The 21,533-nt window shown below is 44.7% G+C and carries 25 protein-coding genes; 15 read left to right on the top strand and 10 right to left on the bottom strand.

The window, feature by feature from the left end; genetic code table 11:
- The first annotated feature begins 30 nt into the window (after nt 1-30).
- Complete coding sequence (locus tag FRZ54_RS12505) at nt 31-726, top strand: CPBP family intramembrane glutamic endopeptidase (RefSeq protein WP_147031936.1); 696 nt, start codon at nt 31-33, stop codon at nt 724-726.
- Nucleotides 727-731: 5 nt separating this feature from the next.
- Here FRZ54_RS12505 and FRZ54_RS12510 read toward each other — a convergent pair whose 3' ends face one another.
- Complete coding sequence (locus tag FRZ54_RS12510; protein WP_147031937.1) at nt 732-1,217, bottom strand: peptide deformylase; 486 nt, start codon at nt 1,215-1,217, stop codon at nt 732-734.
- A gap of 154 nt (nt 1,218-1,371) precedes the next feature.
- Here FRZ54_RS12510 and FRZ54_RS12515 point away from each other — a divergent pair, with 154 nt between their 5' ends.
- The 3 genes from FRZ54_RS12515 (at nt 1,372) to FRZ54_RS24465 (ending at nt 3,827) form a co-directional block, all read left to right on the top strand.
- Nucleotides 1,372-2,418, top strand: coding sequence for an alpha/beta fold hydrolase (locus FRZ54_RS12515; RefSeq protein ID WP_147031938.1), 1,047 nt, complete (start codon nt 1,372-1,374; stop codon nt 2,416-2,418).
- A gap of 342 nt (nt 2,419-2,760) precedes the next feature.
- Nucleotides 2,761-3,552 carry a hypothetical protein gene (locus FRZ54_RS12520; protein ID WP_147031939.1) on the top strand — a complete coding sequence of 264 codons (792 nt, stop codon included), beginning with the start codon at nt 2,761-2,763 and terminating at the stop codon, nt 3,550-3,552.
- A gap of 134 nt (nt 3,553-3,686) precedes the next feature.
- Entirely contained in the window at nt 3,687-3,827 is a 141-nt protein-coding gene (locus tag FRZ54_RS24465) for a hypothetical protein (RefSeq protein WP_187359612.1), read from the top strand.
- Here FRZ54_RS24465 and FRZ54_RS12525 read toward each other — a convergent pair.
- From FRZ54_RS12525 to FRZ54_RS12540, 4 genes are all read right to left on the bottom strand, one after another.
- Nucleotides 3,824-4,708, bottom strand: a complete 885-nt coding sequence (locus tag FRZ54_RS12525) for a cell envelope integrity protein TolA (RefSeq protein WP_147031940.1) — start codon at nt 4,706-4,708, stop codon at nt 3,824-3,826. The genes FRZ54_RS24465 and FRZ54_RS12525 overlap by 4 nt on opposite strands.
- A gap of 171 nt (nt 4,709-4,879) precedes the next feature.
- Nucleotides 4,880-5,743 (bottom strand): hypothetical protein, encoded by an 864-nt coding sequence (locus FRZ54_RS12530; RefSeq protein WP_147031941.1) that lies wholly within the window; start codon nt 5,741-5,743, stop codon nt 4,880-4,882.
- A gap of 154 nt (nt 5,744-5,897) precedes the next feature.
- A complete protein-coding gene (locus tag FRZ54_RS12535; protein WP_147031942.1) occupies nt 5,898-7,613 on the bottom strand; it encodes a M56 family metallopeptidase in 1,716 nt (571 codons plus the stop codon).
- Nucleotides 7,614-7,617: 4 nt separating this feature from the next.
- Entirely contained in the window at nt 7,618-8,019 is a 402-nt protein-coding gene (locus FRZ54_RS12540; RefSeq protein WP_147031943.1) for a BlaI/MecI/CopY family transcriptional regulator, read from the bottom strand.
- Nucleotides 8,020-8,179: 160 nt separating this feature from the next.
- Between FRZ54_RS12540 and FRZ54_RS12545 the strand changes: the two genes are divergently transcribed.
- The 4 genes from FRZ54_RS12545 (at nt 8,180) to FRZ54_RS12560 (ending at nt 12,281) form a co-directional block, all read left to right on the top strand.
- The gene (locus FRZ54_RS12545; protein ID WP_147031944.1) at nt 8,180-9,646 is read left to right on the top strand and encodes an ATP-binding protein; all 1,467 of its coding nucleotides are present in this window, start codon (nt 8,180-8,182) and stop codon (nt 9,644-9,646) included.
- A gap of 182 nt (nt 9,647-9,828) precedes the next feature.
- Nucleotides 9,829-10,479 (top strand): DUF998 domain-containing protein, encoded by a 651-nt coding sequence (locus tag FRZ54_RS12550; RefSeq protein WP_147031945.1) that lies wholly within the window; start codon nt 9,829-9,831, stop codon nt 10,477-10,479.
- Nucleotides 10,480-10,673: 194 nt separating this feature from the next.
- Nucleotides 10,674-11,888 carry a DUF1015 family protein gene (locus tag FRZ54_RS12555; RefSeq protein WP_147031946.1) on the top strand — a complete coding sequence of 405 codons (1,215 nt, stop codon included), beginning with the start codon at nt 10,674-10,676 and terminating at the stop codon, nt 11,886-11,888.
- A 117-nt stretch (nt 11,889-12,005) separates the two neighbouring features.
- Nucleotides 12,006-12,281, top strand: coding sequence for a hypothetical protein (locus FRZ54_RS12560; RefSeq protein WP_147031947.1), 276 nt, complete (start codon nt 12,006-12,008; stop codon nt 12,279-12,281).
- An 82-nt stretch (nt 12,282-12,363) separates the two neighbouring features.
- Here the strand turns inward: FRZ54_RS12560 and FRZ54_RS24470 are convergent, their stop codons facing one another.
- The gene (locus FRZ54_RS24470; RefSeq protein ID WP_187359613.1) at nt 12,364-12,507 is read right to left on the bottom strand and encodes a hypothetical protein; all 144 of its coding nucleotides are present in this window, start codon (nt 12,505-12,507) and stop codon (nt 12,364-12,366) included.
- Nucleotides 12,508-12,758: 251 nt separating this feature from the next.
- Between FRZ54_RS24470 and FRZ54_RS12565 the strand changes: the two genes are divergently transcribed.
- Both FRZ54_RS12565 and FRZ54_RS12570 read left to right on the top strand, forming a co-directional pair.
- Nucleotides 12,759-14,444 (top strand): patatin-like phospholipase domain-containing protein, encoded by a 1,686-nt coding sequence (locus FRZ54_RS12565; protein ID WP_147031948.1) that lies wholly within the window; start codon nt 12,759-12,761, stop codon nt 14,442-14,444.
- A 118-nt stretch (nt 14,445-14,562) separates the two neighbouring features.
- On the top strand, nt 14,563-15,837 hold the full coding sequence (locus FRZ54_RS12570) for a metallophosphoesterase (protein WP_147031949.1): 1,275 nt from the start codon (nt 14,563-14,565) through the stop codon (nt 15,835-15,837).
- A 75-nt stretch (nt 15,838-15,912) separates the two neighbouring features.
- On the opposite strand, the gene FRZ54_RS12575 is transcribed toward FRZ54_RS12570, so the two are convergent.
- The gene (locus FRZ54_RS12575; protein WP_147031950.1) at nt 15,913-16,323 is read right to left on the bottom strand and encodes a hypothetical protein; all 411 of its coding nucleotides are present in this window, start codon (nt 16,321-16,323) and stop codon (nt 15,913-15,915) included.
- A gap of 85 nt (nt 16,324-16,408) precedes the next feature.
- Entirely contained in the window at nt 16,409-16,579 is a 171-nt protein-coding gene (locus tag FRZ54_RS24475; protein WP_187359614.1) for a hypothetical protein, read from the bottom strand.
- Between the two features lie 266 nt (nt 16,580-16,845).
- Here FRZ54_RS24475 and FRZ54_RS12580 point away from each other — a divergent pair, with 266 nt between their 5' ends.
- Both FRZ54_RS12580 and FRZ54_RS12585 read left to right on the top strand, forming a co-directional pair.
- Nucleotides 16,846-17,538, top strand: coding sequence for a S24 family peptidase (locus FRZ54_RS12580; RefSeq protein WP_147031951.1), 693 nt, complete (start codon nt 16,846-16,848; stop codon nt 17,536-17,538).
- A 103-nt stretch (nt 17,539-17,641) separates the two neighbouring features.
- A complete protein-coding gene (locus FRZ54_RS12585; RefSeq protein WP_147031952.1) occupies nt 17,642-18,058 on the top strand; it encodes a VOC family protein in 417 nt (138 codons plus the stop codon).
- 75 nt (nt 18,059-18,133) lie between these two features.
- Here the strand turns inward: FRZ54_RS12585 and FRZ54_RS12590 are convergent, their stop codons facing one another.
- Nucleotides 18,134-18,703: a hypothetical protein gene (locus FRZ54_RS12590; RefSeq protein WP_147031953.1), complete on the bottom strand. Its 570-nt coding sequence runs from the start codon at nt 18,701-18,703 to the stop codon at nt 18,134-18,136.
- 117 nt (nt 18,704-18,820) lie between these two features.
- On the opposite strand from FRZ54_RS12590, the gene FRZ54_RS12595 reads away from it, so the two are divergent.
- From FRZ54_RS12595 to FRZ54_RS12605, 3 genes are all read left to right on the top strand, one after another.
- Nucleotides 18,821-19,570, top strand: a complete 750-nt coding sequence (locus FRZ54_RS12595) for an adaptor complexes medium subunit family protein (protein WP_147031954.1) — start codon at nt 18,821-18,823, stop codon at nt 19,568-19,570.
- A 147-nt stretch (nt 19,571-19,717) separates the two neighbouring features.
- Nucleotides 19,718-20,227 (top strand): GNAT family N-acetyltransferase, encoded by a 510-nt coding sequence (locus FRZ54_RS12600; RefSeq protein ID WP_147031955.1) that lies wholly within the window; start codon nt 19,718-19,720, stop codon nt 20,225-20,227.
- A gap of 117 nt (nt 20,228-20,344) precedes the next feature.
- Nucleotides 20,345-21,148, top strand: a complete 804-nt coding sequence (locus tag FRZ54_RS12605) for a DUF5995 family protein (RefSeq protein ID WP_147031956.1) — start codon at nt 20,345-20,347, stop codon at nt 21,146-21,148.
- 55 nt (nt 21,149-21,203) lie between these two features.
- Here the strand turns inward: FRZ54_RS12605 and FRZ54_RS24480 are convergent, their stop codons facing one another.
- Entirely contained in the window at nt 21,204-21,359 is a 156-nt protein-coding gene (locus FRZ54_RS24480) for a hypothetical protein (protein WP_187359615.1), read from the bottom strand.
- Nucleotides 21,360-21,533: the final 174 nt, after the last annotated feature.

Below are 21,533 nucleotides of genomic sequence, written 5' to 3' on the forward strand. Positions count from 1 at the left end.
GCTGATACTTTAAAACTGTTTTAATAACGAATGACCCCGGAACCTGGCCTTATTTCATATACCCGAAAGCACAGAAGTATAATTGCAGCCGGTATTGCTTTAGCATTTTTGGCGCAAATAGTATTGATCCTCGGAATACGCTATTTGCCGATAGACTTGTACGACAAATTGTTTTATTCGCGCTTTATATTTTGGGGTGTGGTTGCGCTCCTTTTCTTTTACGCTAATAAAATAGAAAAGCAGCCTTTACTGCTATGGGAGAAAGGGAGTTCTGACGTTGGTTTTTTTATTATTGCAGTTTTTGTATTGTACCTTATCAGTGTAGCCTGTGGCATATTGTCGGCATTGCCAAGGCTATTCGGGATGCACGAAAACGATAAGGTGATAAAAATGGTCCAGAAAGTGCTTACCGGTCATGATGCCCTAATATTTTTCATGTCGCTTACGGCCGGGGTGACAGAGGAGGTCATTTTCAGGGGTTACATTCTAACAAGGCTAACGAAACTGCTAAAGGGTAAATATTTACCGGTAATAATTTCAGCTGTACTTTTTTCCGCGCTCCACTACGGCTATAACAGTTTGCAGGAGCTCATTTTCGCTTTCCTGATCGGTGTCGCGTTTGGCACGTTTTACCAAAAATACCGGAACATAAAGATACTAATAGTAGTCCATTTCCTGATCGATATGATCAGCCTTGAACTGGCAACACATCTGTTAAAAAAATAAGGCTATCAGGGCCTCCATTTGAACGACTTTTCATCGATGGCCCGCATGGTGCAAAGGATACCGTTGAGATGGTCGTACTCATGCTGCAATAGTTCGGACAGGCTGCCGGTCATGTGCCATCGCTGTGGCTGCCAGTTTTCGTCCAGGTAATTGATGGTAAGCGAAGCGTGCCGCGATACTCTTACCAGTAAGTTAGGAAAGCTCATGCAATCGTCCCAAAGTTCAAACTTCTCATCGCTTAAACCGGTCAGTTCCGGGTTGATGAATACAACAGGCTTATCAATGTTCATGTAGATAAGCCTTTTCATAATACCCAGCTGCGGCGCAGCTATGGCCCGGCCAAAGTGATAACGCTCCCTTATTTGTTTCATCACGTTGTCCATATCGGCCACCCAGGTTTTGACCAACGGGAGTTCTTCCTGTATCACCGGTTCACAAACCTGGTAAAGACACGGATCGCCAAGCAATAACAGATCATCAAGGCTTTTCATAACATCACAAATTAACTCATCTTTTTTTAAATGGCGCCTGATAATGGGTCCGGCAACGGTAATCTTTCACCATTTAATTCAATTTCAATATATTTAACAGCCAATTATTGCCCCATATTGGTAAGCCGCCGCTGTGCGGTTAAAATTCCATTGGATGAAATATATCCTTTCCGCTTTATTTATACTAAGTTCAGTGCTGGGCCGGGCGCAAAGCAAAGATCCGGATGACGAACCTGACCGGCAGCAATTTGCAAATATCGGGGACTTTAAGCTTGAGTCGGGCGCGAAGATAAAGGATTGCCATATAGGGTACCGAACCTTTGGTAAGCTTAATAAAAAGAAAGATAATGGTGTTTTATTCCTGACCTGGTTTGGAGGTACCTCGCAAAATATCGAGGAATATGCACCGCCCTGGCACGTTATTGATACCAATCGCTTTTACCTCATCATAGCCGACGCGCTGGGCAACGGTGTTTCCTCGTCGCCGTCAAACAGCCAGTTACAACATGGTGCCGATTTCCCGGCTTTCAGTATCAGGGATATGGTAGAGAGCGAACACGAAATGCTGGTGAAAAAAATGAGCATCAAGCATTTGCAGGCTGTGCTGGGTATATCTATGGGTGGGACACAAACTTTTCAATGGGGGATAAGCTATCCTAATTTTTCGGAAAGGCTGATACCCATTGTGGGTTCGCCGCAACCCACCAGTTACGACCTGATAGGATATAATATATTTCGCAGGATAATTGAAGCTGATACCGCTTTTCAGCATGGAAAATACAAGGTCAATCCCATAATTCCCGCTGCATCGATGATGCTTGAATTTGCTTCGACGACACCAGATTATAAGACGCGTATCATGTCGAGAGACAGTTTTTCCGTTTGGCAACGCCGCGTTGACACCCTGGAGGAACCTGACTGGAACGATACCTATTACCAGTTGAATGCCATCATCGGGCATGATATAGCACGCGATTATGATGGATCGCTGAAAAAAGCCGCCGATCATATCAATGCGAGGATGCTCATCATTGTTTCGCGGCAGGACCATTTTGTAAATCCGGTCCCGGCCATGGCTTTTGCCAAATTCGTTTCGGCAAAACTGGTGGTGCTGAACAATGACCTGGGCCACCAGGCGCCAAATTTTGAGGATGAGCAATTGGAGCGAAGCATCAGGGCCATGATGGCCGATGGGCCTTAATTGGCCAAAATCTATACCTATTGCCGCCCTGATTGTTCCGGCTGTGCCGATGTTTATAAATATTATTTCAATTACCTGTGATTGACTGATTTTGAATATATTAGGGCAATAAACATTTAGCCGATAGCAAATGCCCTACCTGCCTGCACAATTGATATTACCTGGTATATTCCGCAGCGTCGTTCCCGATCGCTATTCGTCATTAAAATCATATCGCTTTTCATTTTTCAAACACAATTGCCACGGCTTGGAGGGTGGAGAGAGATGACTGCGAGAAAGACGGGTCCGGCTACGCAAAGCCCGAAAACGTTCATAACAAATTCATCCGCAAAAACAGGAAACATGGAAGTACACCATCACCCGCAATTAGAACATAAGCCCAAGCCCTGGAAGGAATACCTGCTGGAATATTTTATGATCTTTTTAGCCGTAATGACCGGTTTTTTTGCAGAGAGCTACCGGGAGCATCTGAGCGAACGCTCGAAGGAACATGAATATGCTGTTAATTTAAAAAAAGACCTGGTGAGTGATACCGCTAATATCAACTTTTGGATTCCGGCTCTTATGACCAGGATAGCTAAATTCGATACGCTCATCAACTACCTTGAAGCCTCAGGCCCGGTGAAAAATGGCTCGAATATGTATTACCTGGCCAGGTTATCCACCCGTAACCAGGTATTCGAGCCAAGAGACAATACTATCCTGGAAATGAAAAGTTCAGGAAACCTGAGGCTGATACATAACAGGGAGATAGTGAATGGCTTGATGGACTATGAAAAAGTAGTCCAGGAATACCGCAATTTACAGGACATTGAGCAAAAAGAAGATGTTTTAAGCTACCCGTTGCTGGGCCAGTTGTTTGATGCGAAAATATTTAACCAAATGGTTTCGGTAAAAACAAGTGAACTTACGGCACAGGAATATGCGGGCGGGTCGACCAATAATTTGGTGATGCCCCCTGGTAATCCGCAGCTGATCAGTAACGATAAGGAAAAGATCAATATGCTGATCTATTATATCCATCAGCGGAAGTCGAGCTTTATGGGGGAGATACGGCGGCTGACGGTACAAAAAACTGTTGACACAGCGTTGATAAGCAAAATAAACTACGAGTACAAGCTGAACAATGAGTAGCAAGACCAAAGCGCTTTTGATCAGGGCCATAATTTACACTGTCGTGGGATTCGGGATAGCATACATTTGGCATTCGATGAAGGGAAGTTGAGGTCTAAAGCCGGAAATATTTTATCAACCAATAAACCATCACCATGGAAGTACACCACCACCCGCAATTAGAACATAAGCCCAAGCCCTGGAAGGAATACTTGCTGGAAGGCTTTTCGGATGCTACTGAAGGCACTGCAAAAAAATTACACGCTGGATTAAAAACAGACGTACGAAGTCTTTAAAAACTTCGTACGTCTTGCGACATATTACTGCTAATACTTTGACGGCTCATATGAATACCGTGCCTGTTCCCGGAATTTTCGAATGAAAATTCCCCACCGGCGAAACGTTTATATTTCTCTTTATACTTCTGAAATACGTTGTCCGGCTGTTTGGTGCCATTCACGGTCATTTCCTCACTGTTAAGGGTCATCTCGTGCAGGCTTTTCTCGTTCGGTACGATCGTATCACTTAATAGGTCAGCTATCAGTTGCTTCATAAGCGCCTGGTCCTTGCGGGCCTCCTCCTGGTCTTTCCTCGCTTGAGCCTGGTCTAAGCGTGCCTGCTCCTGGTCACGGCCGGCTTGCTCCTGGTCCAGCCTGGCTTGTGCCTGGTCGCGCTGTGCATCCTCCTGTTCTTCCTTAGCCTGCAGTTCATCGCGCCGGGCCTGCTCCTGGTCACGTTTAGCTTGCTCCTGGTCGCGGGCCGCTTGTTCCTGGTCTTTCTTCGCCTGCTGCTCATCAAGCATAGCCTGCCGCTGGTCGCGCCGGGCCTGTTCCTGGTCCTTCCTTGCCTGTATGCGGTCCTTGCGTACCTGTTCGCGAATGGCCGCGATAGTTTTACTGTACGCCCCCCATTTTTCAGATGGTATTTTTTCGCCTTCTACATATAAACCGGTTATTTTGTCGTTTACCAGCAATATCTCATAGTACCGTCCTTTCCAGTTGGTACTGATATGCTCACGCGCTTTTCCGGGTACCGAGTTATCGATGACGTCGCTATTGTTGTACCGCCCCATGTTGAAGGCACGTTTCATCGTGTCATTTTGCTGCGCAAAAGCGCTGATGGTCAAGGCGGTTGTGACTATCAGCAGCATGCCGCCTTTAATGTGATTTGTTTTCATTTTTTTTGATTCTGATTATTTTAAATTATCTCCTCCCCGACTTTAAGATCAGAAAAGTGGTGCAGAGCGTTAGAAAAATAGCGATGCAATAACAGAGCATATGGCTAAAGTTTTAATTCGCTTTTGTTTCGTTTCTAAGTTATAGTTGGTGCCCTAAAGGGTGCCAAATTCTCAGTCACCGCTTCCGCGGATAACACCATCCCTCGAGTAACTGAAATTGCCGTCGAAGAACTTGCTGTATTTCTCTTTGTATTTCCTGAATATGGCTTCGGGTTGCTTAACGCCGTTCACGCTCATCCCAAATTTGTTTAGCTTCATCTCGCGCAAACCCGAAGAATCGGGGATTATCTTATCGGTTACAAGGTCCTCGGTTATATCCTTCATCATTTGTTCGTTGGCACGCGCCTGTTCCGCATTTTTCTTTGCCTGCAGTTCGTTTTGCTGCGCCTGTTCGGCATTGCGTTTTGCCTGTTCCTTGTTGCGGGCTACCTGTTCCTCGTTCCGCTTAGCTTGGTCTTCATTAGCTAATGCCTGTGCCTGGTTCCGTACAGCCTGTTCGGCGTTTACAGCGTTCTGGCTTGCATTTAGCCGGGCCTGCTCGGCGTTGCGTTTCACCTGCTCCTGGTTGCGCACTTCCTGCTCAGCATTAAGCTTCGCTTGCTGCTGGTTCCGCACAGCCTGTTCGGCGTTCCTTTTCGCCTGTTCGGCGTTACGCCTGGCCTGTTCCTTCATCTCCCGTCGAATAGTGGCAATTGCCTCATTGTAATTATGCCAATCGGCCGGGGCAATCTTCTCACCATCAACAAACAGCGACGTCATCTTCTCATTCACAAATTCTATTTTGTATATCCTGTTGTTGAGTTCAGTCTGAATTCGTTCCGTCCGGTTGCCATTTTCATTATGTACGATATCGTAGTTATGGCGGATACCTTCATTATCGGCCTTTTTATCTGATACGCTTGTTTGTGCACTGGCCGAAAATGCGGCCAATAGCATCCCTGTCAGCCATAAGCTGTTCCTGTAATTTGTTTTCATTTTTGTTGAATTAAAGTTTAAAGATCAGGCAATACTTATCTGCATCGCCGTAAAAGCAATGGTATTAAAAACATCAAATTTTAATTGTTAGCAAAATGGTAGTTGCGGTTGCGCGTTCCGCACATTACCCAGTATTATGTTATGATCAGTTATTTTATTGCTGTATGCCGGTTTGATTTTTTATGGCCTGTTCCTGGTTTTTGCGTGCTTGTATTTCATTTAGTTTTACCTGCTCTTCGTTGCGTACGGCCTGCAGGGCGTTCCTTTTAGCCTGTTCCTGGTTGCGAACATTCTGCTCTGCATTTCTCTTTGCCTGGTCACGGTTCAGGTCAGCCTGCTCCTTGTTCTTTTGTTGTTGAATAGCATTTTGTGTTGCCTGATCTTTCCGGGCTTCGTCCCTGTCCCTCCTGGCCCGCTCTTCGTCCTCTTTAGCTTGTACCTGGTCCAAACGGGCCTGCTCCTGGTCGCGCTTAGCCTGCGCCTGGTCAATCACCGCCTGCACCTGGTCTTTTTTAGCTTGCACCTGGTCTCGGAGCGCTTCGTCCTGCTGTTGCCTGGCGCTCAGCTGATCGGTTGCCGCCGGGGACGTCCCATTGCTTTGCAGCCCGTTGGAAATTACAGTCGACACGATATCGGATGTCTTAATTGCATTTGAATATTGCAGTCGCCCGGTAACCGTTATTGATGCGCGTCTCCTGCTTATCGCTTCATGCCCGGGTAGAGCACCGTTTGTAAACACACGTTCGTTTTGTAAGGCATTGTGTTGTTTCACGGCCATCTGCTTTACGGCCGGGATATGAGCTTTATGCGATGTGGCATAATTCGAGCTCTTTACCTGTGCTATGGCTGCCGTAGCCACGACTATTGACAGTACCACCACACCTCCCATAAAAAACGCTTTTTCAGCGGGCCCGAAAGCTTTGTGCTGGTTATTGAGGATACGTGCAACCCGGTTAAGCAGATGATCCTTTTTGCCGGGAAATGCTACCTGGTAATTGTTACCATAAAGGGCGTGCTCTTTAAAGCTAATGAGAGCCTGTACAAATTCACGCTTATTTTGGGTTTGCCCGAGGGCGATGTCGTCACAGCAATTTTCGCGTTCTTCGCGCAGCAGCGACGATATCCACAACAAGCCGGGATTAAAAAAGAACACGGTTTCGGCAACGGTTTGCAGGAAATTGACCATATAGTCGTGCCGGCGGATGTGTGCCAGTTCGTGTAACAAAATGGCCTCTACCTGGCCGGCAGGTAAACCGGCTATTAAGCCCACTGGTACAAGAATAACCGGCTTGAGATGACCGATAACCATAGGCATTTTTACATAGCCTGACTCGAGCAGGGTCACAGCCCGCTTCAGTTGCAGATTGTGGCATAATACCTCAATTTTGTCCTTCCATTCAGCTGGCGGCTGATATATAAAGCGGTTCCTGGCGCGGCGAATATAAACCATGCCGCCCATCATCCGGAGCGAACGGAAAATGAATAATACAAACCACAGCAGGACGATCATCGGCGCGTTAGCAGAGAAGTAGCCGATACATATTTTCGCAAATGCTCTTATGCTTGCGGCATTAATATCGAACGGGAGCGAGGTTGTGTTGATGGTAACTGCTAAGGGGTGGGCGGTAGTTTGCAGGGGTGCTTTGTTCCATTCCCAAACAAAAGTCGACGCACAAGCCACAATAAATAGCACCAATTGAGCCAATATTACATTATATCTTACAGCGGCGCCGGAGCGCTTAGCGAATGTGAGTATGAGCCCGGTGATAACTGCTAACAACAAGCCCTGCCACAGTGAGTGGATAAGCATCCAGCCGAATGCCTGGAAGAAGTGTTGTGACACCGTGCCTGTTGCCTGTAGCGTTTGCATTATTTTATTGATTATCCATGTTGTTTAACAGATCCTTTATTTTTTGCAGTTCCTCTGCCGATGTTTTGTCGTTACCCAGCAGGGCCACCATAAGGCTGCTTGGGGAACCATTGTACGTCGAATCTACAAAGCGGCCAAGCAGGTTACCCTTTACACTGTCTTCGCCTACCGCCGCACTGTAGACGTGTTTCATGTTGCTTTCGTCACGGTTAAGCATACCTTTTTCTTTCATCACCTGCATCAATTTTAGCGTACTGGTATAGATCACCGCTTCCTTTTGTTCGTTCAGCTTATCATGCACAAAACGCACTGTCGAAGGGCCATATCGCCAGAGTACCTGCAATACGTCCATTTCGGTCTTTGTGGGCACTGTTCCTTCACTTTTATCCTTTTTTGGCATCATCATAAATCAAAGGTATGTATTAAAAACGTACGTTGCAACAGGTAAGTGCAATTATTTTATTTTTTTTAAATATATTTATTGAAACATACTCATATTGTGGTTGTTAAAACTTCAATATTTTGAGCTCTGAAAAAGTATTTGCTGGAAGGCCCGGTCTGGAAACATGGCACAAAAAAGGAATAGATCGATATTCAATACATTTGGACAGCTTAGCAGTTCGCTTATCTGGATGGGCGAGAATAAAAGCAGACCGGCTTATATCCGGTACCTGATCACTTTATTTTTGGTGCTGGCCGCAACGGGCCTTAAATTGTATTTCAAGCAAACTATCGGTATCAGCAGCCCCTACCTGTTGTATTTTGGTATTGTTTGCCTTAGCGCCATTCTTTCCGGCATCGGGCCGGCGATATTTGCAGCTTTTTTTTCGGCTTTCCTAGCGGACTACCTGTTTATACCCCCGCTTGACACAATAGAACTTTTGCCAAAGGATCTGGTTAAAACCATTATATTTTTATGTGAATGTTCCCTAATAACCTTGCTAAGTTCGGGCGTAACCGTAGCATACAGGCAAATACGGCAAAACCAATTGCTATTTAAGGCGATGATTGAAAAAGGTACTGAAGGTATTGTACTGACAGATGCAGATAATAAAAGAATATATGTAAGCCAGTCGATCGAACGTATAATTGGCTACACCGCTGATGAATTTATCGACATGCCACCATGGGCACTGGCCCACCCGGATGAATTGCCGGAAATGATAAGAGATATGGCAGAATTGAAAAAGCACCCGGGCAAAAACATTTCGTTTGTACACAGGATAAAGCACAAAAACGGCGATTGGGTATGGCTGGAGAATTCGATCACCAATCTTTTGGAAGATGAGGCCGTTAAAGCGATAGTTGCAAATTTTTATAATGTAAGCGAACGGATTTTGATGGAGCAAAAGAAGGACGACTTCATCAGCATTGCAAGTCACGAATTAAAAACACCGGTTACAAGCCTTAAAGCTTCGCTCCAGTTGCTCGACAATGTTAAAAATGATCCTTCATCGCCGATCATCGCCAAATTGGTGACGCAGGCAAACCGAAGCACCGAAAAAATAACATCGTTAATTGAGCAATTACTTGATGCAGGCCGGGTAAACCAGCGGGAACTGCATCTGAACAAAACAAATTTCAGGATAACGGAACTGATGGAAACCTGTTGTACTGACATAAGACTTTCGGGGAAACGCGAACTGGTGCTCAACGGTAATAAAAATATAATAGTTTGGGCAGATGAAGTACGGATAGAACAGGTGATAACCAACCTGGTGAATAATGCTGTTAAGTATGCGCCTGAATCGGATACCATTTACCTTGGTGCCGAAGTAGCGGGCGGTATGGCAAAGGTATCGGTACGGGATACCGGTCCGGGGATAGAAGCCGATAAAATGGCGCACCTGTTTGAACGTTATTATCGTGCCGGACAACCTGCATACCACAATTCGGGCCTGGGGCTGGGTCTGTATATCAGTTCGGAAATCATTAAAAAGCATGGAGGTACTATTGGCGTTGAGAGCGAATCCGGGAAAGGCGCTACTTTCTGGTTTATGCTGCCGCTGTACGAATCGAAGAACTCAGAATAAATTTATAATTACCTGAAAAACAATGCGTTTAAAGTAAAGCAATATTGTGGCGTGGTATGTTGTTTTACTTCCACCAGCGATCTCACCAAACCCCGGCATTAGTATCTTTTGTCAGCCATATCAACTGGGAAAAGGTGCTTTCGTGTGGCGACACTTTCGTCTTACCTATTAATTAAGTATTTTTGGCAATTCAACCTAACGTGAAACTGCCCGCTATGCCGTACCGTGCCGAAGAAGAACGACCGCCCTTTAATACTTTTTTGCTTTGTTGCGCTATAATCGGTTCTGCACTTTTCGGCCTTATAAATTTCTCATTTTCGGCATTCCATCCTGATTACATCATTGTGCGGCAACCTATCGGCGATCTGGAGTTACTACCCAACGGATGGATCCAATCAGTTGATTTTATAATTTTCGGTTTTTTTATGTGGGCATTTGCTGCCGGTTTACGCAGGGAGTTAGGTGAAGGGGGCAGCTCAAAGATGTTACCTTTAATGCACGAACTTACGGCCCTGGGGCTTATCATCGCAGGCGTGTTTGTTCATAACCCGATGCACAGCATTGCGAGCGTCGTGATTTTCACATCAATGATCGTTAGTTTCTTCCTGTTTGCGCAGCGGTTTAAAGGAGATACCCGGTGGAAAGGGTGGTCCACTTTTTCCTTTATCACCGGGATTATTGTTGCAGTTCTGATCATTATGTTTGGGTATTCTATCAACAATCATGGCGCCTATGCCGGCTTGCTTGAGCGTATGGCTATGTTTGCCAGGGCGATATGGCTCATCATTTTTACTATCCGAGTGGCGGCCGGGGTGCGATTTTCTGCCAGGTAACACTATGGTTTTGCTATTGAATACTGGGGACAGAGGAGCTACTTAGTGTATCAGTTACAACATAAAGCAGGTGAATTACCAAATAAAAAAAACAACTAAATAGCTTCATATTCGTTAAATTGTTTATCTGAGCACGGTAGAATGTAGTGGGCAAAGTGTATTAATTTATCTATTTTCGTGCCCAGGTATATTCTATGGCATCAATCAAACCCTTTAGGGCCCTACGGCCCAACCCCCTGTACGCAACCAGCTTGATACAAACATCCCCGCAGGTACAATCTGTAGCCGGCGACTCGCATTATGCTGACGGTTTGCCGGTGCTGAAAATAGCCCTGGAAATAGGGGCTCGTCACCGTCCTGAAACGACGGAGGGGCAGGCGAAAGCATACGAAGACATCAGGCATACGCTGAATGAACTTATAAAACAAGGGTTGCTGCAGTCGGGTGACAAGCCGGCAATGTATGTATACGAAGTGACGCATAAAACTTACCGTCAAACTGCGATATGGGCTTTAACGGGTTTGGAGGATTATACGAACGGCACCATCAAAACCCATGAACTTACTTTTGCCGATAGCGTGCGACGCATAAAGAACTACCGGAAAAACACACGCCTTGAAGGCAGCCCCATCCTGATGACCTATACACCGAGTGTCACAGTCAACCGTATTATTGCAGAAACGATGGCCGCCGGACATAACAAAATATCTATAAGTAATCATGAAGCCGCACATGTGTTATGGCGAATTGAGGACGAGGCCACTTTAAAGGAATTGGTAGCAGCCTTCGCGCGGGTTAAAACAGTTTACCTTGCCGACGGGCACCACAGGCTTGAATCGGCTTACCGGCTTGCCCACGAGCAGCGGGAAAATCGCGAACCTGTATTTAATACGATATCGGCGCTTTATATGGCCACCGATCAATTACGTATCCAGGAGTTTGACAGGGTGGTTTTCCCTGATCCGGCTCCCGGGAAAGAAGATCTTTTGAACAGGATACGCGAACGTTTTGAACTAACCCGGGCAGATGCGCCGGTACAACCGCGGGATTTTAACAGGATAGGTATGTACGCCTTTGGCGAATGGTTCGAATTGACACCCCGAAACATTCCAATTGGTAATTTTGCATCGCGCCTTGATGCGTCAATATTGCAGGAGCAACTACTGGCGCCGGTATTCGGAATTGTTGACCCAGTGAATGATAAACGGCTCAAATGTATAGGCGGCGCAGGTGCATTGAGCGAAATAAGAGGTTTGATAAATGGCTGCCCAGATGCTGTCGCTTTTACCCTTTGCCCTTTAAGTATCGATCAGTTGATCCATGTGGCGGATGCCGGCGAAATTTTGCCGCCAAAATCGACATGGATAGATCCAAAAGTGCCGTATGGACTTTTGTTGTATCAACATTGATAAAATTAAACACGCTTGCTAACAATAGTTTAAAGAAAAAAATTATCTGTAGGATTACAAATAAAAACCAAAAGTATCAATTTGTTGTTATGCAAGTGAAATGTTCAACTTACAACGATGCTACTGCTAATCCTGATTTCTTTTAGCCTTTTGGTTATTCTTATTGCCTTATTCACAGCTAAACTTAATGTAAAAGTACCTTGCGACCACAACTGGGTTGAGGAAGGGAACAATATCCGGTGCACCAAATGCTTCCGTACAACAACGAAAGTAATCAATACCAAAACGACCGAAAGAAACCTCTCCGCGCCACTGATCACTACTTCTAAGGGCATCCCGTTAGCGTATGATGAAGCAGATGAAGCAATGGAAGATGCTTTGCTTGCCGATTAGATCCTCAAAAACCACGGAATAAAAAAGCCGCCTGGATATTTTTCAAGCGGCCCGTTTCACAAAGGCAGATGATGTATGATGGTCAGGCAGCCATTAGTTGTTTGCCGGGCGCCTGGTTGTTCTTATTCTGCGTTGCCCTGAAATTTTTCAGATCCTGTTCGAGTAAGCTTTTAAGCTCGAGATCCAGGGACTTTATTGTTACGGTGGTTTGAGTTGAATTTTTCATGGTTTTAGTTGTTTAGTTGTATAGGCTATTGAAAATATTGTGCCATTGTTTTCACTCCTTCAAATTTTACTAAAAACGCTGTTTCATTTATCTGAAGTGTCTGTTTTTTTGTACAGCGCGTGCGGGCTTTTGAACGGATAGGGCAAATTTTGAGCTCACATTGCGTATTTACACTATATAAAATACCGTGTTTTAACGCAGGTATCTGTCAAAATTAATTTGGAAATTTATGTGATAAAACCTAACTATTTATGGCAACGGATACGACAACCAGGCAAGACACATTTTATGTTGGCCTTTGTATGGCAGGCGCGGTATCGGCGGGCGCTTACACGGCCGGGGTAATGGATTACCTGATAGAGGCGCTCACCGAATGGGAAAGACGCCGGGGACAGCCCGGTGTTCCTGCACACAAGGTACAGATACCCGTAATGGGAGGGGCCTCTGCAGGTGGTATGACCAGTGTAATGGGTGCCTCAGCAATGAACAACCCGCTTACGCCTATCGACGTACCGGCAGCCGACCTGCTGGCAGAGCATCCCGAAAATAAACTTTATCATTCATGGGTCGATCTTACGGGGGTGGATATGTTTTCGACCATGCTTGATACTTCGGACATTAAGCCTGGCGCGGTGCTGTCTGCGCTTAACTCAAGTTTTATAGATCCTATAGCTAAACGCGTGGTTGACGCTGACCCTGCAAAATGGCAGCCTTTGCCCGCTTTCATCACACCGGGATTAAAGGTGTTTACTACCCTGAGCAACCTGCAGGGCTTTGATTATAATATCCCATTCAAATCGGTCAATAGCACCGGTAAAAGCAAGTATATTATGGCTATCCATAATGATTATGCTTGTTTCCAACTGACCGAGGGCAATATTGACGGCCCCAATGGCGGCTGGATACCACTTAACCTGAAAAATAAAACCAATACCGATATAGCGGCCGCCGCAGCTATGGCTACCGGTGCATTCCCCGTTGGGCTGCAATCGAGGATAGTTACCCGCGATGCGCAGTATGTGAATAATAACCAATGGCTTAAGGGTTATCTTAAACAAAATCCCCTGACCGAAGGCAAGTACCAGACTTTGAACGTAGACGGCGGCCTTATCAATAACGAACCATTTGACAAAGTGCGCGATGTATTAAGCGATGTGACCGGGCAGGACAACCCGGATGATTATAATAATTTCAATAAATTTCAGTCGACGGTGCTGATGATCCAGCCATTCCCTACATCGGCGCCACCGATCATCGCCCTTTCAACCGCTTTGCCCAATGTTATCAGTAATACGCTGGCAACCATGCTTAAGCAAATGCGGGCGAAACCGATAAACCTTGAAAATGCCCTTGACGACGACTGCGCGGGGCAATACCTGATAACACCGGCCAGGATAGTAAAAGGGCCGGATGGAAATGAGACTGAGTTAGCCGGCGACCTTGCCATTGCCTGCGGGGCACTCGGCGGCTTTGGTGGCTTTATTAATAAAGAGTTTAGGGTGCATGATTACTTCCTTGGACGATACAACTGCAAGATATTCCTTCGTGATTACTTTACTATCCCGGCCGAAAACCTGGATAAGAATCCGATATTTGCCGCCGGGTATGCAAACACCAATAAAGACGATTTTAAGTCGACAAAGGATAACAGCTACCAGATCATCCCGATTTTTGCAGATGCAACAAATTATACTTTCCCCGATTTTAAATTCAGTTCAGGAACTAACTGGCCCACTTTAAAAGAAAGCGATATTGATAAGTATCGTTCAGCCATCAAAGGGCGGATACAGGCAGCTTTACTCAATATAACCGAGTTTAACTGGCTCACCAGGGGGTTGCTTTGGATAGGTGCGAAAATTGTTATCAATGGTAAATTATCGGATAAGATCATAGGGACGATAAAAAGCGAATTCCAGAAATGGAAATTGCTGCCTTAGGGAACATACTTTCCGCGTTAAAAATACCGTGTTTTCACCCTTTGATTGCTGCCAGCATGTGTTGTAAATTAGCATAAAAAGTCGTGTGCTATATAGCGGCTCATCAATTCTTATCACTATGAGAAACCTTAACAACCAATTCCTGCCAGCTATTGCATTTGTTCTTTGTTCATTTTTGCTATGGGCGTGTAAGAACTGTGGCTGCGGAGCCGAAAAATGCCTTATTGTATCGGATATTCACCTGCAGCTTGATAACGACTCTACCGGCTATGGCAAAGACCCGAGCCTTGGATTGATACAGGCCGTGGTAAAAAAGATGCATGACGTATTGCCCGAACCCAAATTTATCGTCATCGCAGGCGACTTTGTCGGGCACGAGGTGCAGGACGGGCAGAAGGCTGCGATAATTGACAAAGTTGCACAGATATTTCATGCAACATTTGATAAGAAAATACCCATTATCCCGGTGTTCGGCAACAACGACAGCGATGCCGGCGATTATGTAAAACAATCGCCAGCCTTTTTAAGCGCATTTGCCCGGTCGTGGAATTTAAACGGTATTGGTGTTGATACCGGTGAATTTGTAAAAGCAGGCGGTTATTATGCCACGTCTATCAAAGGCGACAACTTCCCTAACCTGAATTTTATCGCGCTGAACAGTACGCTGGTTAGTGATAATTCCCATCGTTATAAAGGCAAGGACTCGCTGGTTACCTACAAAGACGGGGCTTCCATGCTTCAATGGCTAAATAGTACCCTGTCAAAAGATTCGACCAAAAAATCATGGATCATATATCATATGCCCCCGGGTGATGATACTTATAAGATCGTAGCTAATCAATCAAAACCGGCTGATAAACGGCGGACAGATACCCTGATGTGGAGCGCAGGGTACACAACCACGTTTGACAGCATTATGGCCGTTAATAGCAGCCATATCGCATTTGGTATAGCGGGGCACACACATCGCAACAGTTTCCTGGTTTTTAGCAATGTCGCAGGTGCTCCCGTTGCGTACGCACGCGTTGTGTCGTCTGTAAGTCCGAATTACGGTAATAATCCATCGTTTGAAGTGGCAGATTTCGATGCAAGAACATGCCAGGTTACCGGCGAGAAAACCTATTCGTTAAATATCGCGAACGTAAAGACGTCGAAAGATATTGCCTCGGCTACCTGGACCGATAGATACAGTATTAATAATGTGGGCGGACTGAAACTTGTGAACAGCACTGCGCTGTACGATTTCGCGAAAAAGAACACCAGCGATACCTCTATGCTCGATTCTAAGTTTATTTACTTTTACAACTCCGGTGCACGCAGCAGCGATCCAAATAATCTGACTTTAAACAACTACCCGATCTATTTCCAAAACAGTTTATTCCATGCGAAATAGGAGTGGTCTGATCGGGTTAATATTTATGCCGAATATGTTATATGGCATATTCTGTTGGAAATTTTTTTATCGCCTTCATCGTTCGTCATATACCTCGCTTTCCACCAGTTGCGTCAACACGCTTTTGAGGGCAGCTTCACGGGCCCACTGCTGTTCGGCGGCGGTTGCATCTTCACGATACCATTTAATAGGCTCGTTTATTTCGATACGTGTTTTGTAAACGAAACCTTTTTTGGGATGCATTTTGGTTCCCTCATAACTATTGAGGCCATCAGCGCGGATCATTTTGGCAAAGTTTTTCAGGCTGATGTCCAGTTGCAGGCATTCATCGAGCGAGTTTTTGAAATCCTGCTTGTCTTCGAGCCAAAGGGTAATAAAGTCGCCATTGATCTCGTGGTCGGCGATGCTGATACGGCTATAATCATAGTTCACGGAGATCACGAGCCACCATAGCTCGTCCTTCAGTTTTTGAGTTAGTTTTATCATTGCTTGTTAATTAATTTATTTGAATAAGGTTATGGGATGAGCGCAGCCGGGCCTGTTTGACTGGTAAGATTCATTTATCGAATTCTTACCGGAAACGAGGTTGCCATTTAGGAAAATACTTCTGTATCTCGATGATGTGCTCACGATGTTTTGCGCAGGCTGCCAGGTACGCGCTGTAACATTGCATGAGTTTTGGGTCGGGCGGCGGGGTGTCGTTTTCCTGCTCAGGCCGCAAGGCGGAATAGATAAGGTGCATGATATATTATATATAAGTGATAAGGTTTAGGCGTTTTATTTAAACTTATGTATATCGCGGGTAAAACGGAAAAATGTGATAACCGGCTACGGCCCTTCCGCTGATGATCCGGGGACATACCTATCCCATGAATTTTCTTTAAATTCTGTAATTTTCATTCTTGCTTTTGTTTGAAATTGTATTACTTTCGTGAAGAATAACAAAACAAATGTAAAGAATTATCTGTATTCTTGTAAAGAAATAATTCGAAAAAGTTATCCACATTTATGGAAGAGCAATCCAAATCAAACAAAGTGAAAAGGGTGCGGCCTGAAACCCTGGAATTTATAATCCTTTATAATCAGCTAAAGGGAAGGGCTTTTAAAGGCAATGCCGAACTTGCAGAAGCGTTGGGCTTTAATTCGCCGGCATCTATTACAGAGATCATAAAGAGCCGTCAGAATATTGATCCGGATAAGTTACAGATATTTAAAGATAAGTATAAAGAATTTATTTCTGTTAAAAAGACTCCTGTAGTAAACCAAACGATAAGTACTTTTGAGGGCATACCTATGTATGAAGTTGTGGCAACGGCATCGGGGGTGGAAGTTTACAAGGATATTAACGATACGACGCCCATCGGCCATATGAATTTTCCCGGTATCGAAGATTGTGATTTTGCCTTGCCTGTATGGGGCCATAGTATGTACCCTTACCTGGAGAATGGCTGCTGGGTAGCATTGAAAGTGATACATGACAGAAAGATATTACCCGGCGAGGTTTATTATATAGAATGGGGCGACTACCGCATGTATAAACGATTGCTTGCCGGCGATAAGGAAGATGAAGTGATAGCCCATAGCGATAATGTTACCGAAATGATAGGCAACCGGCTTAAATATGCGCCTTTTGTAATTAAACTGGAAGAGATAAAGAAACTATGCCTGGTGAAGGACATACATAAGAAGCATAATCATTAATTAGAGATCAGTTAATTAGTGATTAGTTATCAAAGGATTCCCGGGAAAAGACAATGTTTTTTGAAAAACACATATTATATTTAAGATATTAATTCCCTGACAATTGAGAATCAATTTAAAGATAAATAGCCTGCAGCATATTGGCATACCGGTTACCGATATGAAAGTGTCGGTTGCGTTTTATAAACGGCTTGGTTTTGCGGACGTAATGACGGCCGGATTCGATTTTAACGGACACAGGGGCAAAGCTGTAATGATGCGGCTGAAGGATATTACCATTGAGCTGTATCAGTTGCCCGAAACAGAATTGCCCGAAATACGCAGCCGGAAAAACGGTCATATCGATCATATTGCTTTCGACGTGGATGATATTGAACAAACCTACGCTGTACTAAAAAACGCAGGGTTCGACATTCGCGAGCCCGCGCCGGTGTTCCTGGCATTCTGGAAAAAAGGCTGCCGTTATTTTAATATCCTGGGTCCGGACGGGGAACGGCTGGAGTTTAACCAGGTGTTGTAAACAAGCCCGGCTAAAACTATCACTAACAAGTTTCGCCGGGCTATCTAAACACAACCAACTATATTAAACCACTTTTTATGACAAGGCAGACCGCGGGGTAAATGCATTGATGATGAACAGTACCACCGCCATGCCGATAAGCGACATGATCCAGCCCAACGCCACCTGTTCGCCGAGGATGCTGATACGTTCTTCGACCCTCCTGAGCGAACGGCCGGAGAAAGCTATAAAACCCTTCCCAATGCTTCGTATTCCCACCATGGCCTGGCGCACTCCGGGTTCGGGCTGCCATGTGGCGGCGTCTTTACCATACTTGTTTACATAATCCACCACGCCTTTGGGTATCCTCAGCGGTGCGCCATTCAGGCTGGCATTGCTGGCTACCATATTGCCGGCCGAATCATAGATAACAAGGTAGGGTGACAGGCTTTCAGATATCTCAACCGGTGTTGCCGCACCGATAACGGTTTTAGGCGCAGCGCCTTTGCTTATAGCATTGGCGGCATCTTCGGCCATTTGTAATTGCGGGTCGTTGGCCGACGTACGGTAACTCTGCTGCACGGTAACGTAAATGATACCGCATACCAATGTAATAGCCGTCGCGTAGGCGAACCAGCTTTTGAATACAGGAGCAATTTTTTTCATGACTTGAATAATTGAAGTGATTATTGTAAAAGTACTTTGTTATTCAAAGTAAAGTAAAATATCCGTATCATGCAACAAAAACCGAAAATTTGTATTTTGCGGTAACTAACCTGAATTATGGCAGCTAATACAGACTTACTTCAGCAATACCATATAAATGGTGAATTTGTGCGAGGCATTAAACGCAAATACATCGTATTCGCAACATCAATTTGGGTATTGCTATTTATAATAGATCAAATCGCACCAGGTAGTTGGCAAAGTGATGGTAAAAATGTATCCCCAACTCTGAACCTTTGGCTAAATGTCGCTCAGTTTACTATCCTTTCCGTAATAACAGTTGTCATTATCTATTTTACCGCAGGCTCGAAATATGAAGGTTATATGATTACATTGAACGACAGAGTTATTGGAAAAACCAATAAGAATAACCAAAACAAAATAATAGAGCTTTCCCAAATAGCGTATGTAGTTAAGACCTCCAGGGGAAGCCTTTTCGTTTATGACTCAAAAAAGAATATTTTAGTGATACCCTATGCCATTGATGGATATGATGAACTAAAAAAGGTAATTGCAGAAAGCTCGCCGATTTGGATTGATGGGCCGTATTCTATTTATCAAAAATATAGTCTTGCAACGGTCTTTTTGTTTGTTGCCATGCTGTTAACTATGCTTGCCTTGACAAACAAGATACTTGAAAGCATTGTCGCCCTTTTTATTATTAGCGGAGTGGCCTTGGTGTTCAAGTCAGGATATGACAAAATAAAGCGCCATCAAGTTGTGGCTAATAAACGGTTATTGATAGCTCCAACTGTTTTTATTCTTATTATCCTAATTGCCTTGATTAAAAAATTGATGGAAAAGTGATTTTAATTGCGTTATAAATTATTGCCTGATTTTTTGTGAAATCCAATAAAGAAGCCTTTAAATTGGCTTAGGGGAATTTTTCGTCAATCAAAAGTCATACATCAAAGTAAGAAAATTACTACACTCCGCTTTAGCTATTTTCAAAGCATGAACATTCGCCCGGCCACTTTAAAAGACATTCCCGGTATAATGAAATTGATTGCCGAAGTGGTGCCCATTATGAATGCTGCCGGCAACTTTCAATGGGACAGTACCTACCCTAATGCCGCTGTATTTGAAAAAGATATCCGGTTGAACCGGCTTTGGGTTGCCGATGCCGAAGGCGACATAGCCGGTGTATCCGCCATTACAACCGAACAGGAGCCTGAATATGCTGAGGTGGGCTGGGACATAAATGAGACGTCCATCGTAACGCATCGCCTTGCCGTAAGCACCCGCTACCAGGGACAGGGCATAGCCGGACTGTTAATGCAGCAGGCAGAAGAGGAAGCTATCAGGCACGGCATCAAAATCCTTCGGGTGGATACCAATACAGCCAACGCTGCCACCCAACGCCTTTTCCCAAAGATGGGTTATGTTTTTGCAGGCGAGATAGGGTTGGGTTTCAGGCTGGGCTTGAGGTTTTTCTGCTATGAAAAGAGGCTGGATACGAAATAATTGTCGCATTGTTATATTGTTTTATTGCTGTATTGCGTTTCGAATGACCGTTTAATACCTATTGGTTTATTGGTAATATTACAATAGCTTTAATTGCAATTCATCCAACCAATTGAAATGGAGTTTAAACAGACCGGCCCTGCAAAAACTATCGACGATGTAATAACGGCACTTGATCATATCATTGCTGAAAGTATCAGCAGCAAAAGCCGCCTGGGCTATTTTGCCGCCTTGTACCTGAAGGTTACCAAAGCGGTAAAGGAAGGTATTGAATCGGGCCAGTTTAGCGACGGAAAGCAATTGGGCGAACTGGATGTGATGTTCGCTAACCGCTACCTGGAGGCTTACAGCCAATGGAAAAATAAACAGCCGACGTCAAAATCGTGGGCCATTGCATTTGAGGAAGCCGAAAGTTCGCAGGTGCTCATCTTGCAGCACTTGCTGCTGGGGATGAATGCGCATATCAACTTCGATCTCGGCATAGCAGCCGCCGATGTTTGCGGCGACAGGCCGATAGCTGTTTTAAAATCGGATTTTGATGCCATTAACCTGGTTATAGGGTCGCTAACCAACCAGGTACTCAACGAGCTGGGACAAGTATCACCATTGCTGTCGCTACTGGGCCTGCACGCGTCCAACAGCAATTTCGCGCTCATTCAATTCAGTATCGATAATGCCAGGGACGGTGCGTGGTGTTTTGCCGAAGATCTTTCGCAGAAAAAAGGCCCTGACCGGGACGAATTTATTGCCCGGCGCGATACGACCATCCGGAGGTTAGGCGAAAGCCTGGCGCACACAAAAGGTTTTGCTCGTTTTACTGTTTGGGTTATTCATCTTTTCGAGACGGGTAATGTAAGAAAGGCAATAGGGATATTGAATGATTACCGGAAAAAGAAAATAGTTATAAACTCACAGGACTAACACAAAAAAGCCCGGAATATTGATATTCCGGGCTTTCGAAAGGATGAAGTGAACCTTATTTCTTTGGTGGTTTTTTTGAAGTATCCTTCTTCATCGTGGTGTCTTTTTTCATTTTGTGCTTACTGGTGTCCTGTTTCATCACAGGTCCGGTCGCCGCAAATGCCCCTAAAGTAAATGTTGATAAGATCAACGCTGCAAATAACTTTTTCATAGTGTTTTATTAAGTTAATCAATTAGACAATTAAAAAAGCAACACGATAATTTTGTTAATGTTTTGAGAAATTTAATTTCAATTCAAGAAATTTTTTGTTTAGAGGCTTAAATCACTGAATTTCAATAACAAAAATGTTACAAATGAAAAGCCGGTTTTGACTCACGCCTAGGG

The organism is Mucilaginibacter ginsenosidivorans (genome assembly GCF_007971025.1).
GTDB classification, from domain to species: Bacteria; Bacteroidota; Bacteroidia; order Sphingobacteriales; family Sphingobacteriaceae; genus Mucilaginibacter; species Mucilaginibacter ginsenosidivorans.